Raw genomic sequence first — 14,708 nt, 5'->3', positions numbered from 1 at the left:
ACATGATTAAAGGTCTAGCAATCACACCACCCATCTTGGGACGGATCAGTATTGGTCGTGTAATAGAAAAGAATGGCAAGCGTCTACCTGAGAAAGACGATCAGTTCACCATCACTAGTCAAATACAGGGTAAGGACGGTTGGATTAAACACCCCTTGGATGAGAAATTGCGTAGTCAAGCACCGAATCAAAAGCTGCGTAGTATTCCTGTACGTATGATATTTAATGATCCTGAACTCAATCTTCGAGCTGAATATAGTTTATTTGACCGACAGACAGGTCGTCCGATTTGTGTGGGGAATGGTCAGACTTGCCAACGCATGACATCACAAGGTGTAGAGCAACATCCTTGTCCATCCCCCGACTTATGCCCACTTGGACAAGGCGGGCACTGTAAGCCTTATGGACGCCTGCATGTCAATTTAGGTGAAGCCGATGAGTTTGGGACTTTTATTTTCAGAACTACAGGCTTTAACAGTATTCGCACTTTGGCAGCACGTTTGAATTACTACCATGCGGCATCAGGTGGTTTGTTGTCGTGTTTACCATTGCAGCTCACCTTGCGTGGGAAAAGCACCACCCAAAGCTATCGTCAGCCTGTGTATTACGTGGATTTAACGTTACGGGAAGGTGTGGATTTGCAATCCGCGATACAGACAGCCAAGGAGATTGACCAACAAGGTAAGCAGGCAGGGTTTGATCAGGCGGCATTAGATCAGATTGCGCGGCAGGGTTTTGCCAATGCCAAGTTTGAGGTGCATGCAGAGGAGGGGATGGAATTGCTAGAGGAATTTTATCCAAACAATGACAGTGCTGCAGATACAGAGCATTCAGCGCAATTGGGCTATGTGCAGGAGATTCAGCAAGGTTTAAAGCAGAGTGTGCAAGCAGTGAATTAGATCTGTTTGGACGCCCTCGAATTATTTTTTTCGGAGCGTCCTGATTATTTGAGCGGAAGACAGCTCGCTTAAATAATTTGAAGAGAACATGTCATGAATGCATTTGTTGGACAAACCTTTCAAGTGAATCAATTGATTAACTTAAAACAAGTTGTGGAGTTAATTGGTGTGTGTCGATCAACCATCTATGAAATGATCAATGAGAAATAAAAATACTATGATCATACATTTCCTCGACCTATGCGCTTAAGTGAATCTCGTATTGGCTGGTCAGCTTGGGAAATCAATCAGCGGATTGAAGCCAAGTTGGAAAGCCAGTAATGGATGGGAGCTTCGGCTCCCTTAATTTTTTTGTTATTCAGGAGTGATAATGCAGGCTTCAAAAATAGCGATCAGTCCATCTAGCCGGCAGTTGAATCCATCAATATTGGCCTGAATCCAAACTTCTTTATTGTCAATTTTATCCCATTGTACGCCATAGCCGCAGTGGGCGAGTAAATGCTCAAAGAAAATACGCTGAGTGCGTCCATTGCCTTCTCTGAAAGGGTGAATGACATTAAGTTCACAATAAAAATCAGCGATTTTTTGGATAAGTGCTGGTTTTGCTAAACCTTGAAAATAGTGCTGCTGCTCAAGTTGCTTGAAGAGCTTATTGGCTTCAATTTCAATACGCGAGAAGGTACAAAAGCGGGTATCGCCTTTGGCAATATCCACTTGTCTTAGTTCACCTGCCCAGGCATACAGGTCTGAAAAGAGCTGAAAGTGAATGGATTGCAGGTATTTGAGATCGTAAGGTGGCTCCGCATACTCAATTCGTGTGCTGGCATACTCAGTCAACTCCAGTTCTGCCTGTTGCAGAATTTTAGCATCCTGAATGTTCAGTTTGTTTTTGAGGACGTCCGAGTCGGGGTAACAGTAAATGCTGTCACCCATTTCACCATATTTATCCATAAGGAAGCCTGATCACGATTCCGAGGTCTGTGAGAATTTCTTATATTTCTGTAGAATCTGAGCTTTACTTAATGCCGGTGCGGTTGAGGACGGGTTAATGCCTTCCAGCTTTAAACTGGCTTGATAATTCTGCAAGCGCGTAGCTTGGATATATTTTTTTTTCTGTTCGTGAGTGTTTAGCATTTCGGAATTTCCTTGAACAAAGGTAATGTAAGCCTAGTTTAGCAGATGGGCTTATAAATAGGCACGACTTTCAAAAGCAGGGTTGTAGTGTTATGGTGGATGAACCTTCTATGAGAAAAATCTGAAACCAGACGACAAAATTTGTCGCTTAACTGTCATGCAATAAATGAATAATCAACAATCTGCTTTTTAAATAATATAATATTATCCAACAGTTAAAAAATTATCAGTATTATCTCTAGCAACCGAAGTGTCGCCTGATACTGATCACAGATAAGAATTCAGGAATTGATTCACCACTATGACCAACAATAACTTTTCTCAAATCGCTTCTTTCATCTGGTCGGTTGCTGACCTACTGCGTGGTGACTTCAAACAATCGCAATATGGTCGCATCATTCTGCCATTTACCTTGTTGCGTCGTCTGGAATGTGTACTGGAAGAAAGCAAGGCTGCGGTACTGGCAGAACATGAAAAAGTCTCCAAGCTGAATCTGCCAGAAGAAGCTCAAGAAAAGTTATTGCTGCGTGCCACCAACGGTCTAGCCTTCTTTAACACCTCCCCAATGGATCTCAGCAAAATGGGACAGAGTGACATCAAGGCCAACTTAAGCACCTATGTGCAAAGTTTCTCTAAAGATGCCCGTGAGATTTTTGAATACTTTAACTTCATCGAATTTGCGGGCCTCCTCGATGATGCCAACCTTTTGTATAAAGTCGTGCAAAAGTTTGCCACCACGGATCTGAGTCCAAAGAGCGTATCCAACCATGACATGGGTTTGGTGTTTGAAGAACTGATCCGTCGTTTTGCCGAAGGTTCTAATGAAACCGCAGGGGAACACTTTACCCCGCGTGACATCGTGCGTCTGACCACGGCACTGGTGTTTATGGAAGATGATGATGTGCTGACCAAAGACGGCATTATCCGTACCATTTATGACCCGACTGCGGGGACAGGCGGCTTCCTGTCTTCAGGCATGGAATATCTGCATGAGCTGAACCCGAATGCCGTGATGCGTGCCTTTGGTCAGGAACTCAATCCGGAATCCTACGCCATCTGTAAAGCCGACATGCTGATTAAAGGGCAGGACGTGAGCCGGATTAAACTCGGCAACACGCTGTCGAATGACCAGCTTGCTGTGGATCAGTTTGACTACATGTTGTCTAACCCACCTTTTGGGGTGGACTGGAAAAAAATCGAACAGGACATCAAGGACGAGCATGAACAAAAAGGCTTTGATGGACGTTTCGGTGCAGGCTTGCCACGGGTATCGGATGGTTCACTATTATTCCTGATGCACCTGATCAGCAAGATGCGTGATGCCAGTAGTAGCGAGAGCGGCAGCCGCATCGGGATTATCCTGAATGGTTCACCTTTATTTACCGGTAGTGCAGGCAGTGGTGAAAGCGAGATCCGTCGCTACATTTTAGAAGCTGACTTGCTGGAAGCCATTATTGCCTTACCGAATGACATGTTCTACAACACCGGGATTGCCACCTATATCTGGGTACTCAGCAATAAAAAAGCCGCTGAACGTAAAGGCAAGGTACAGCTGATCAATGCCTCAAACCTCAGTACCAAAATGCGTAAGTCGCTGGGTTCAAAACGTAACTATCTGACTGAAGCTGAAATTGCCACCATTACCCAAAATTACGGTGACTTTGTCGCGGTAGACACCTTGGCGCAGGATGGCGAAACCGAACAGCAAAAACCATTCGCCAGCAAGATTTTTGATAGTCATGAATTTGGCTACCGTCGCGTGACCATTGAACGTCCACTGCGTTTATCGGCACAGATCAGCGATAGCGCGATTGCATCATTACGTTTTGCGCCGAAACCGTTTAATGCCGTGATGCAAAACATCGAGGCACAATTGGGCGCAGCCTTTGGTACAGCATGGACAGCAGAAACTTATGGTCAGTTGCAGGGCGTGGCCCTTGAGGTGCGTGCCCTGATTAAAGCGGAATTCCCTGAGCTGAAAGAAAAAGACATTAAAGAGGTATTGGATAGCAAAATCTGGCTATTCCAGAAAGCCCTGATGGAAAAAGCCGAGGCGTTACAAGAGGTGATTGGTACTGAGCAGTTTGATGACTTTAACCAGTTTGATGAAGTGCTGAAAAAAGCCCTCAAGCAAACCGACATCAAGCTGGATGCCAAGGAGAAGAAACAGCTGTTAGATGCCATCACCTGGAAGAATCCGGAAGCGGAACCGGTGATTAACAAGGTCGTGAAACAGACGGAAAATCCACTATATGGCCAGTTCAGCTACCAGGGCAAAGTGGTAGAGTTTGTACAGGATGGTGACTTGCGTGATGCCGAGAATATTGCACTGAATCCAAAGGTCAGTACGACTGAGCTGATTGAAGATTACTTTAAACGTGAAGTACAGCCACACGTGGCCGATGCCTGGATCAATGCCGACAAGCGCGATGAAAAGGATGGCGAGATTGGCATTGTCGGTTATGAAATTCCGTTTAACCGTCATTTCTACGTGTACCAGCCACCACGTGACTTAAGTGAGATTGATGCGGATCTGGATGCGGTGAGTGCCGAGATTATGCAGCTGCTACAAGAGGTGCATTCATAATGGCAAAGTATCAGGCTTATGCAGAGTATAAGGATTCAGGGATTGAGTGGTTGGGGGAGATTCCTGGTCATTGGGGAGTTACTCAATTAAAGCGGCTAGGGAAATTTATTACTGGAATGACTCCATCAACTGCGGTGGAAGCTTATTATTCTGATGAAATAACAGAATATGGATGGATAAGACCTGAAGATATTTTGGAAGAGTCTGAAAAAGTGGAACCTACGAAGTTTTTAACAAAGCTTGGATGGGAAACACAGCGTACTATTCCTGCTCAATCAACGCTAATTTGTTGTATAGGAACTATTGGAAAATTAGGTTTTTTAGGAAAGAGAGCAGTTACGAATCAACAGATCACAGCACTTGTTCCTTATGTTAGGAGCTTTTCTAAATATTATTACTATTTATTAACTGCTAGTCGGAATCAACTAGAGCACTTAGCTACAGGGAATGTGGTTAAGATTCTGAATTCTGAACGTTTAGGTTCTTTATGGTTACCTTTACTTAGTAGTCAAAATGAGGCAAGACAAATAGTACATTTCCTCGACTACGAAACTGCCAAAATCGATCATCTGATTGAAAAACAAAAACAACTGATTGAACTGCTTAAAGAAAAACGCCAAGCGGTAATTAGCCATGCCGTGACCAAAGGACTCGATCCCAATGTCCCGATGAAAGATTCCGGTGTGGAATGGTTAGGGGAAGTGCCGGAGCATTGGATTGTTAAAAGTTATCGGCTAGCCTCACGTATATATCGTGGAAAATTTGGTCATCGTCCAAGAAATGATCCAGCCTTTTACGATGGGGATTATCCATTTATTCAGACTGGTGATGTTGCTCGTGCAGGAAAATACATTACTTCTTATTCGCAAACGTTAAATGAAAAGGGTAAAGAAGTTAGTCAGTTATTTCCAAAAGGTACATTGATGATGGCTATCGCTGCAAACATTGGAGATATTGCAATCTTGGGGTTTGAAGCATATGCACCAGATAGTGTAGTGGGCTTTAAACCAAACAATCATATTGATCTTGAGTTTTTACGTTATAGCTTTATAGCGGCTTTGCCAGCATTAGAGCAAACCTCTACTCAAAGTACACAAGCTAATTTAAATGTTGAGCGTATTGGAGCTGTAAAAGGTACTTTCCCTTCACTTCAAGAACAATGTGAAATAGTTGGTTATCTAGATAACTTATTAGAACAGTACCGAAATTTAGTCAAAATTGCAGAAAATGCAATTTTCTTAATGCAAGAACGCCGAACTGCCCTGATCTCCGCAGCCGTGACTGGGAAAATTGACGTTCGTAATTGGCAAGCTCCAAGCGTTACTGAGGCAGACACGGAGTTAAGCGCATGAGTCTAGACGCCACCCGTGAAAGCATTTTCCAGAACGACATCATTCAGCAGATGCTGGCTCAGGGCTGGCAACTCGGTACGCCACAAGGCTACAACCGTGAAACCGCCTTGTATGAGCAGGACGTACTAGATTTTGTGCAACAAACCCAAGCACAAGACTGGCAGAAGTTTCAGCGCATCTTTCCGCAGGATACCGAACGGCATTTTCTGGAAGCCGTGGTTGCCCAGCTGAAAAAAGCCGACATCAATGCCACTGATGAACAGTCGCGTAGCTATGGCACCTTGGGTGTACTGCGTCACGGAGTTAAAACCCGCAGTGCCCGTTTTTTCCTGTGTCAGTTTAAACCTGAACATGCACTTAATCCGGATACCTTAGCCAACTACAAAAAGAACATCTGCCGCATTGTGCCGGAATTGGTCTATAGCCCGTATGCTACGGCTGCCGAGTTACAGGACATGGGCAAACAGGCCAAGAAATGGCGTATTGACCTGGTGTTGTTTATAAACGGCTTTCCTGTGGCAACACTGGAACTCAAGTCCGAGTTTAAACAGGCCGTGCAGAATGCCATGTTGCAGTACAAGCGCACCCGCTTGCCGAAAGATCCAGAAACCAACAAGCCTGAACCCTTGCTGATGTTTAAGCGTGGCGCATTGGTACACTTTGCCGTGAGTCAATACGAAGTCTATATGGCGACCCAACTGGCCGGAGAAGATACTTTCTTCCTGCCATTCAATAAAGGCACGCATGACGGTGGCGCAGGCAATGATGTGCCAGAAGACCAGAATCAGTACGCTACGGCCTATCTGTGGAACGAAGTTCTCACACCGGACAATTTGCTGAATATCATTGGACGTTTTGTCCATCTGCAAATTGAAGAAAAAGAAGATTGGGAAGGACGCAAGTACAAAAAAGAACTGCTGATCTTCCCACGTTACCACCAGTGGAATGTGGTCACCAAACTGATCAATGCCGCCTTAGAGGAGGGCACTGGACAGAAATACCTGATTCAGCACAGCGCTGGCTCTGGCAAGTCCAACTCGATTGCCTGGACAGCGCATCAATTGTCGACCCTGTACGATCAGCACAATCACAAGCTGTTTGATTCGGTGATTGTAGTGACAGACCGCACCATTCTGGATGCCCAGCTACAGGACACCATCTACCAGTTTGAACATGCCGATGGCGTGGTCGGACGCATCAATAACAAAGAAGGCGATGGCTCCAAATCGGAAAAACTGGCCAAGGCACTGGAAACCTCACAGCCGATTATCATTGTGACCATCCAGACTTTCCCCTTTGTGCTGCGTGCGATTGAAAACAGTACCAACCTGAAACAGCGACGCTATGCGGTGATTGCCGATGAAGCGCATTCTTCACAAAGCGGCTCGACAGCACGACAACTGAAAGAAGTGTTGATGCTGGAAGAGCGCGAAGAGGATGCTGAATTGTCTTCGGAAGATATTCTGGATGCCGTGGTGGCTGCACGTAAGGGCAGTAATAACCTCAGTTACTATGCCTTTACCGCGACACCGAAAGACAAAACCCTGCAACTGTTTGGCCGTGTACCCAATCCTGAACTACCGCCCTCCAAGCAGAACAAGCCGGAAGCTTTTCATGTCTACTCCATGCGCCAAGCCATTGAAGAAGGCTTTATTCTGGATGTGCTGAAAAACTATACCAACTATAAAGTGGTGTATAAGCTCAAACAGAAAATTGAACAAGCCGACAAACAGGTCGATGCCAAAAAAGCCAAGATCAGACTGAATCAGTGGGTGCGCCTGCATGACCACAACATTTCCCAGAAAGTGAAAGTCATTGTCGAGCATTTCAAAAATAACGTGATGGGCTTATTGGGTGGGCAGGCTAAAGCCATGGTGGTGACCAGTTCACGTAAAGAAGCCGTGCGTTACAAGCTGGCCTTTGACAAATACGTGACGGATCAGGGTTACAAGTCTATTCAGGCTATGGTCGCTTTCTCGGGTGAGGTTGAGTTTAATGACAAGGATACCGACAGCAGTGGTTTAGTCGGGCAGACCTTTAATGAACGCAACATGAACCCGGGACTGAAAGGGCGGGAAATGCGTAAGGCCTTTGATAGTGATGACTATCAGGTGATGCTGGTGGCCAACAAGTTCCAGACTGGCTTTGACCAACCGAAACTGTGTGCCATGTACGTGGACAAGAAACTTGGCGGTGTGGAATGCGTACAGACCTTATCACGCCTGAACCGCACCTATCCGGGCAAAGCAGAATCTGGCACCTTTGTCTTGGATTTCTTTAACGATCCTGAAGACATTCTTGGGGCCTTCCAGCCTTACTACCAAACCGCAGAATTAGCCGATGTCTCCAATCCGGATCAGATCTTTGACCTGTTTGAAAAGCTCAAAGCCACCAAGATCTTCCTCTGGACGGAAGTCGAGCAGTTTGTAGAAGCCTTCTTTACCAAGAACAAATCCAATGCTGCGATCAGTAATATCTGCAAACCGGCGGTTGAACGCTGGCAGAAACGTTATAGTCAGGCCATCGAAGCCTATAACACCACCCGAGATATGCTGGAACGCTGCAAGAAAACCAATGATGCGGTGCTGATTGCCAATGCCGACAATGCCTTTAAAGAGGCCAAGCTTGAAAAAGACAAGCTGGAAATCTTTAAAAAAGACTTGGGAAGTTTTACCCGTTTCTACGAGTTTATGTCACAGATCGTGGACTACGATGACAAAGAACTGGAGAAGCTCAGTCTGTATGCGCGTAACCTGCGTCCATTGCTGCGTGAAACCGCAACGAAAGATGATGAGGTGGATCTGAGTAATGTCAGCATGAGCCATTACCGCCTGTCCAAGATCCGTCAGCAAGACATCAAGCTGAAAGAAGATGCCGAAGATTTTAAGCTGGAACCGGGCAATGACCTCGGTGCAGCCAAGCCACGTGATAAGAAAGAAGAATTCCTGTCACAGATCATTGAGCGTCTGAATGATGTCTTTATCACCGATAACCTGACTGATAAAGATATGCTCAACTATGCCTATACGGTACGTGACAAACTGGCGGAAAATGAGATTGTGATGAAGCAGATCGCCAACAATACCCGTGAACAAGCCATGCTGGGTGATTTCCCGAAAGCGATGGATGATGCCATTCTTGGTAGCAGTGCCGCACATCAGGAACAGATGATGCAGTTACTTTCTGATCCGGCGAAGGCCAGCATCTTTGCTAGAGTGATCTTTGATATGTTGAGCAGTCCAAAATGACCGCTATATTAACCAAGGGGGTCAGTTTTTAAATGCCGTTAGGGGGGCATTTTTACACTGCCGATAACATGCTCAGCTGAAGATATTAGTCGTCCTACTTTGCAGCGCTGGAAGTATCCACCTGATAAATCAGCCGAAGCAATTGAGTTGGTGATGAAGCAGGCTGAGACCTTGTCAAATGCTTGGACGAGTGCTTAACTAATAATTCGATATTAAAACCACTTAGTAATAAATTATATTGAAAAACATTAATGGATTAGCTAGTAAACATAAGTCCAACGAGCTGTCTGCTCGTTGGATTTATTTAGCTTATATCAACCGTATTGGTGTTCAATTCGCACAGTAGCTCTATCCCCATCTACACGCATCCAATAGTCAGTACCGTAAAGATGTGCCTTTAAACGATTTAACCTTGGAGCAATGCCAGACTGATTGATGTCGTAAAAGTTTGAATGCTGCCCTTGGAACATTGGAGCTATACCAGCATTCATTGATGGCACGTCACCATAAGAAATACTGTGAGTAATCGTATTTTCAAAAAATGGACTGAGAGATTGAAATAATTGAGAATCTGCCCAATCATCTATATCTGTAAATTCTTTTTTCACAAAGAAAATCAGTCTTTTACTTATATCACCAACAATATCGATCTCATTTTTAGACAGAATGCCAATCACATCGTTTGAATCTTTGTTCAGCCAGACCGCTTTTATGATTGGCTTTACAAGATCAGCCAACATTTCATTCTCTGTTTGATCCTTGAATTGTTCATCGCCGAATTGAGGCATTCTCCCTGAAGCTGTTTTTAATTGAACAACAATAGAGTGAACTTCGAATCTTTGAGATTCGTCGATTATTGTATCGATAAAGCGATTGATATCCCCTTGAGATTTTACATACATGGCTCGCCAAGAGTTAAATATGGTGGTGCTGTTTCGCGTACCACATCGAACCTTAAAGTCTGAAAAACAGGTATCTACAGCTTTTTCATAGTATTCACGATTTATAAACTGACCACTGGAAAGTTGGTGTGCAGTCAAGGTTTCAGCCATGAGTTTGATCAAAGGATTGACCGTCATATTCCTAAAGCGTCCATTCACAAAGGGATTAAAGGTGTAATCGTGTATAACTGGTATCACTAATTGCCCCAACTTGGTTAGGTATAAATCAGGAAACCCAGTTGACATCCCAGTGGGTTGATGCGTAAATATTTTTAGGTTTTTTGCTGAACGTATTTTTTTTGCCATGGTGTTATACATTGAAAGTGCAACTGGCTGTATATGCGGTGGATAATTGGTAAAGCTTCGATTTCCAGCTTTGGTCACATGATTCAGCATTTCCAGAGAATCAAATTGTTCTTGGGCAGTTAAAATATCACGGGCATGGATTGGCATGAGTGTCTCCCATATCATAAGCATGATTTAAAAATTTAAATTGAGTTGCTGAGCATATTTACGTGGACGACCAGCATTTGATGTGTTTTCTGGAACTTCGCCGAGTTGGAAGCCTCGTGCACCTTTCATATTGCTAAAATCAAACAGCTGTGAGGTTTTGCAAATGTAATCAAAGGTTTTATACAGATACCCCAGTTTTTCAGTATCTGCATAATGAACCATACCAATTGCACAGTGACGATAAGATTCCTTTCTCATATTGCAGATATAGCTAGTGCCTTGGCCCTGTGTAACTTTGTTCCACAATTTGCCCATGCCTTGAGCGAGGGTAATATCTTCTAAATTTTTATTCCCGTTGAACAGAAAGTAGCAGTGCACATGAAACCCAGTACGGACGGTGTATTCGAAGCGAAAGATATAACCCACAAGCATTTTCATGACTGGATTATTCCGTTTGTTATTCAGCAGCTTTTGAGTACATGCTTTGATATAAGCCAGATCATGCTTGGAGCGAATTTCTTTCAGGCTATAAGCATTTTTCAGTAAAGTCTGTTGATCTCGCATAAGGGATAAATCCATTCGAACGACCAATAACCTAGAGTAGACTTCCAGCAATTGTTGAATGTATCCAACGCAAACTATTTTCATATTTTTGCAATGGTTATTTTGGTCACGGACTTTTTTTTTGGCTTTAGGATCGTTCATATACGACATAATCAATTCTACTAAGTGTAGTAAGGTATCAACAAACAGCTGAATAATTTCAAGATGACGTGAAGATCCAACGCCTTGAGTTGCCAGTTCATTGAATTCATCTTGAGTAAGTTGAGACCGAGCATGATCAAATGCAAGACAGGCCACACCAGGCTCTATCTCTGGAGGTGTGTATGCATGAAGCAGTTCAAAAAAACGTTGCATTAAAGGTTCAATCGGTTTTGCAAATTTACGAAAAAAACGATCAGTTAAACCGTGCTGTTTTACAGTTAATATCTTAACAATAGGGGTTTTACACTTCAGAACAGCTTGCACAAACTCAATTTTCTGCAATATCGGCATAACGATATTGTCTAGATGATGGATGACAACTCTCTGGTTTTCACCGTGATTCAGTACTGTGTGTTGATGATCAAATTTCGCTTGCTCTAGAAGCTCATGATCAAACATCGTAAACAGTCCAGCTGTATTGGATAATTTGGGTTTAGTCATGTCTAAGCCTTGAATTAAATGGAATTGACTTAAAAACACAACGATTAAGTAAAGCTTTCCCTTGGACACTGTGCTAAGGCAGTGTCCATGCGGGAATATCATTCGGTTAAGTGATAGATGTTTTCAGTACTTGTATTTATATGAACATTGATCCAATTATTCAAACTGTATTAAATACATTTAAATAATTGAATAGTATATAAATGATATAAATACCGTAATTCAAACCCTAAGCTAATCCGAAGAGCTAAACTCAAAAGTTGCGTGAATCGTGCATGTTATTGAGAAACTGTTTGTACAGAATTAGCTCACCGAATCGGCTCGATCTCGGCAGGACATTTTATTTCTAATCCACTCTTCAACTTCGCTGACTAACCAGCGTGAAGCTCGGTTTAACTTTACTGGTTTGGGGAAGTCAGGGTCGTAACGTTTCGAGCGTGGGTTTAGTCGGTCATAAATGGATGACCGAGATAAACCAATCAGTTTGATAAGCTCACGAAGCCTAAGCATTTGAACTGCATCGTAGGTGGTATTCAATTTCATCTCCTTGTGTCGTGTTGGTTTGATTTGGAATACTTCAAACCAGTTAACACAAGATACTCGGATGAAAATGCAGTTTTAATAGGAAGTGCGTGGCCAATTTTTCATTCATTCAGAGGAATGACTGCTTTTCAGTAAATTTTTTAAACCCTGATATAGTTCTTTGTTTTCTCTTAGGATTCTTTCAGTATCGCCGACATAACTATATTCATTGATTTTTTTTGATTCTATTTGAGAGCCTTTAATTTTATTGACGTACTTGTTGTTAGCAGTATCGAGAAGCTTTTTTAATTCTGCTAATGCTTTACGATCATGAATTGAAATTTTAGGATCTAATAAGCTTGATAATCGGTTTATCTGTTTTATGGGGGATAATTTTTTTGATGAGGAGGTTTTATAGATCTTTTGTTTAATTAAACTTGTTTGTTTTAAAAATCTTTGGCTTAAAAGGCTATTAACTCTATTGATCTGTTCTTTTAACTTACTTTCCTTATATTTATAATTTTGAATTGTTAATTCTCGAATTTCTGATTCGGCTAAATTATTTACATGATCAATAATCTGCTCTAATAAGAATTTTATTCGAGGGGTATACTTTTTTATCTCTGATTTATATTTTCTTAATTTAAAATTATTTGTTAATTCATCTATATTTTTCTTCTGTAGACTACTTAATTCTTTAAGTAGTCTTTTATCATCAAAAGAAAAATTTAAATCATCCCAAAGTTTTTCATGCTTATTTTCATATTTCTTAATAAAGTTACTTACGAAATGAATATATGCTTCCTCTTTCATTTGCCTAGGTATTTGGGAAAGATAATTTTTTTTCCGGGCATTGATCGTTTTTTGAAGTGGCTCAGGTAAGGTTTCAGGAATATAACTATCAAAATGTTGAGCATAGTTTCTCAGCAATTTATTATAAATGACTTCTGCTGCATCATGTTTATTATCTTTAATAAAAGAACGATAGTTTCGTATTTTTTGAATAATTTCATCATAATGTTTTGGCAAATACTCAAAATCGAGCTTTTCAACTTCATCATTCCCATTTTTATCTGAAAAATAAGCCTTAACAGGTTTGTTACAAAGCCTTTTAATTTTATTTTCTTTTGATTCTTGAAATAAGCCTTTATCATGTAAGGCATATATTGCCTTTCTTAAATCTTCTTCATTAGATGCCATGAGGATAGATTTATGGGAACCTAAAAATGGAGTCGAGCGGATTTTTTCAAAAATAAATAGCTCTAGCATGTTGATTATTTTAATTTGATTATCTAGTTGATAGTTTGGCATGATCACTCCTGTTCATACAGAGCTTATTATTTTATTACAGTATTACCATTAAAAAAGCTGAACCGTACCGGGTTTGTCGGAGACATTTTTATTTAAGTTAGGCCACGTGACCTAACGGGTTAATCTTATCATAGTACATTGCTTCAAACTCAAAAGGCGATACATAACCCAATGCGCTGTGTACACGCTTTTTGTTGAACCAATCTACCCAATTTAATGTCGCAAGTTGTACATCCGCTAAACCTTGCCAATCTGCTTTTAAATATTCAATCACCTCTGTTTTGTATAAGCCATTCACCGTTTCAGCCAAAGCATTATCGTATGAATCACCCGTTGTACCGACTGATGCTCGTAAATTTGCTGCTTCTAAACGATTGGTATAGCGAATAGAAAGATATTGAACACCTCTATCTGAATGATGAATTACATTCTTTGGCATGCCTCGATCGTGCAATGCTTGCTCCAATGCATCGAGCACCATATCTGTATTCATCCGTGTAGATACTTTCCATCCAACAATTGCTCGTGAGAACACATCAATAATAAATGCGGTGTAGACCCAGCCAGAATTGGTTTGAATATACGTAAAGTCACTGACCTGAGAAGCACTGCTTCGCAAGGGTCAGGATGATCTGCACTAAAATTCCGTTTCACTAAATCACCTGCCCGTTTTTGATCATCTCGGCTGCGGGTAGTTTGTTTGTTCTTACCACGCCAAACACCTTGTATATCTAGCTTTTGCATCAATCGAGCAACTGTACAACGTGCAATAACATAGCCTTCACGTTTCAATTGTTGCCAAACTTTACGTACACCATATCGACCTGAACTTTCTTTCCAAATACGTTTGATTTGTTCAGCATGATGCAGGTCATGCAGATCCCGTTTCGCTCGATGTTCTGTATTTACTGTGAGATCTAAAGTCCGGTAATAGGTAGAAGCTGAGATCGGTAAAATCCTACAAATCGCCTCAACACCATATAACGCCTTATTGTTATGGATGAAATCCACCATTATTTGTGTGGGCGGTCGAGCTCCGCCTGGGCGAAAAAAGC

Annotated in this window: 10 protein-coding genes, 3 pseudogenes and 1 other annotated feature; of the genes and pseudogenes, 6 read left to right on the top strand and 7 right to left on the bottom strand. The window is 42.1% G+C overall.

All coding sequences use genetic code 11. The features are described 5' to 3' along the window. Positions 1-2 precede the first annotated feature (2 nt). Both HYG93_RS11085 and HYG93_RS11080 read left to right on the top strand, forming a co-directional pair. Positions 3-899, top strand: coding sequence for a hydrolase or metal-binding protein (locus HYG93_RS11085; protein ID WP_106985862.1), 897 nt, complete (start codon positions 3-5; stop codon positions 897-899). Between the two features lie 93 nt (positions 900-992). Next, positions 993-1,220: pseudogene (locus HYG93_RS11080) on the top strand (helix-turn-helix transcriptional regulator). 33 nt (positions 1,221-1,253) lie between these two features. Here HYG93_RS11080 and HYG93_RS11075 read toward each other — a convergent pair. Together HYG93_RS11075 and HYG93_RS11070 are read right to left on the bottom strand one after the other, a co-directional pair. Next, complete coding sequence (locus tag HYG93_RS11075) at positions 1,254-1,850, bottom strand: putative adenosine monophosphate-protein transferase Fic (RefSeq protein ID WP_178962475.1); 597 nt, start codon at positions 1,848-1,850, stop codon at positions 1,254-1,256. Positions 1,851-1,862: 12 nt separating this feature from the next. Beyond that, a complete protein-coding gene (locus HYG93_RS11070) occupies positions 1,863-2,033 on the bottom strand; it encodes a YhfG family protein (RefSeq protein WP_075696209.1) in 171 nt (56 codons plus the stop codon). Positions 2,034-2,334: 301 nt separating this feature from the next. Between HYG93_RS11070 and HYG93_RS11065 the strand changes: the two genes are divergently transcribed. The 4 genes and pseudogenes from HYG93_RS11065 to HYG93_RS19675 form a co-directional block, all read left to right on the top strand. Then, on the top strand, positions 2,335-4,620 hold the full coding sequence (locus HYG93_RS11065; RefSeq protein WP_178962474.1) for a class I SAM-dependent DNA methyltransferase: 2,286 nt from the start codon (positions 2,335-2,337) through the stop codon (positions 4,618-4,620). Then, positions 4,620-5,972, top strand: coding sequence for a restriction endonuclease subunit S (locus HYG93_RS11060; protein ID WP_178962473.1), 1,353 nt, complete (start codon positions 4,620-4,622; stop codon positions 5,970-5,972). Before HYG93_RS11065 ends, HYG93_RS11060 begins: the two co-directional genes overlap by 1 nt. Next, the gene (locus HYG93_RS11055; RefSeq protein ID WP_178962472.1) at positions 5,969-9,220 is read left to right on the top strand and encodes a type I restriction endonuclease subunit R; all 3,252 of its coding nucleotides are present in this window, start codon (positions 5,969-5,971) and stop codon (positions 9,218-9,220) included. Before HYG93_RS11060 ends, HYG93_RS11055 begins: the two co-directional genes overlap by 4 nt. Positions 9,221-9,290: 70 nt before the next feature. Next, a pseudogene (locus HYG93_RS19675) lies at positions 9,291-9,418 on the top strand (type I restriction enzyme endonuclease domain-containing protein); the annotation flags it as partial. Between the two features lie 116 nt (positions 9,419-9,534). Here the strand turns inward: HYG93_RS19675 and HYG93_RS11045 are convergent. The 5 genes and pseudogenes from HYG93_RS11045 to HYG93_RS11025 all read right to left on the bottom strand — a co-directional run. Then, positions 9,535-10,614 carry a hypothetical protein gene (locus tag HYG93_RS11045; RefSeq protein ID WP_178962471.1) on the bottom strand — a complete coding sequence of 360 codons (1,080 nt, stop codon included), beginning with the start codon at positions 10,612-10,614 and terminating at the stop codon, positions 9,535-9,537. 27 nt (positions 10,615-10,641) lie between these two features. Beyond that, positions 10,642-11,820, bottom strand: a complete 1,179-nt coding sequence (locus HYG93_RS11040) for an inovirus-type Gp2 protein (protein ID WP_120365950.1) — start codon at positions 11,818-11,820, stop codon at positions 10,642-10,644. A gap of 303 nt (positions 11,821-12,123) precedes the next feature. Beyond that, on the bottom strand, positions 12,124-12,363 hold the full coding sequence (locus tag HYG93_RS11035) for a helix-turn-helix transcriptional regulator (RefSeq protein ID WP_372658903.1): 240 nt from the start codon (positions 12,361-12,363) through the stop codon (positions 12,124-12,126). A 105-nt stretch (positions 12,364-12,468) separates the two neighbouring features. Further along, on the bottom strand, positions 12,469-13,653 hold the full coding sequence (locus tag HYG93_RS11030; RefSeq protein WP_178962470.1) for a hypothetical protein: 1,185 nt from the start codon (positions 13,651-13,653) through the stop codon (positions 12,469-12,471). A 97-nt stretch (positions 13,654-13,750) separates the two neighbouring features. Next, a pseudogene (locus HYG93_RS11025) lies at positions 13,751-14,708 on the bottom strand (IS3 family transposase); the annotation flags it as partial. After that, positions 14,593-14,708 (bottom strand) — a sequence feature (AL1L pseudoknot). This feature is flagged as partial in the annotation. (Overlaps the previous pseudogene by 116 nt.)

It is taken from the genome of Acinetobacter sp. SwsAc6 (assembly GCF_013391565.1).
GTDB classification, from domain to species: Bacteria; Pseudomonadota; Gammaproteobacteria; order Pseudomonadales; family Moraxellaceae; genus Acinetobacter; species Acinetobacter cumulans.
This window is presented reverse-complemented; position numbering and strand designations above follow the sequence as displayed.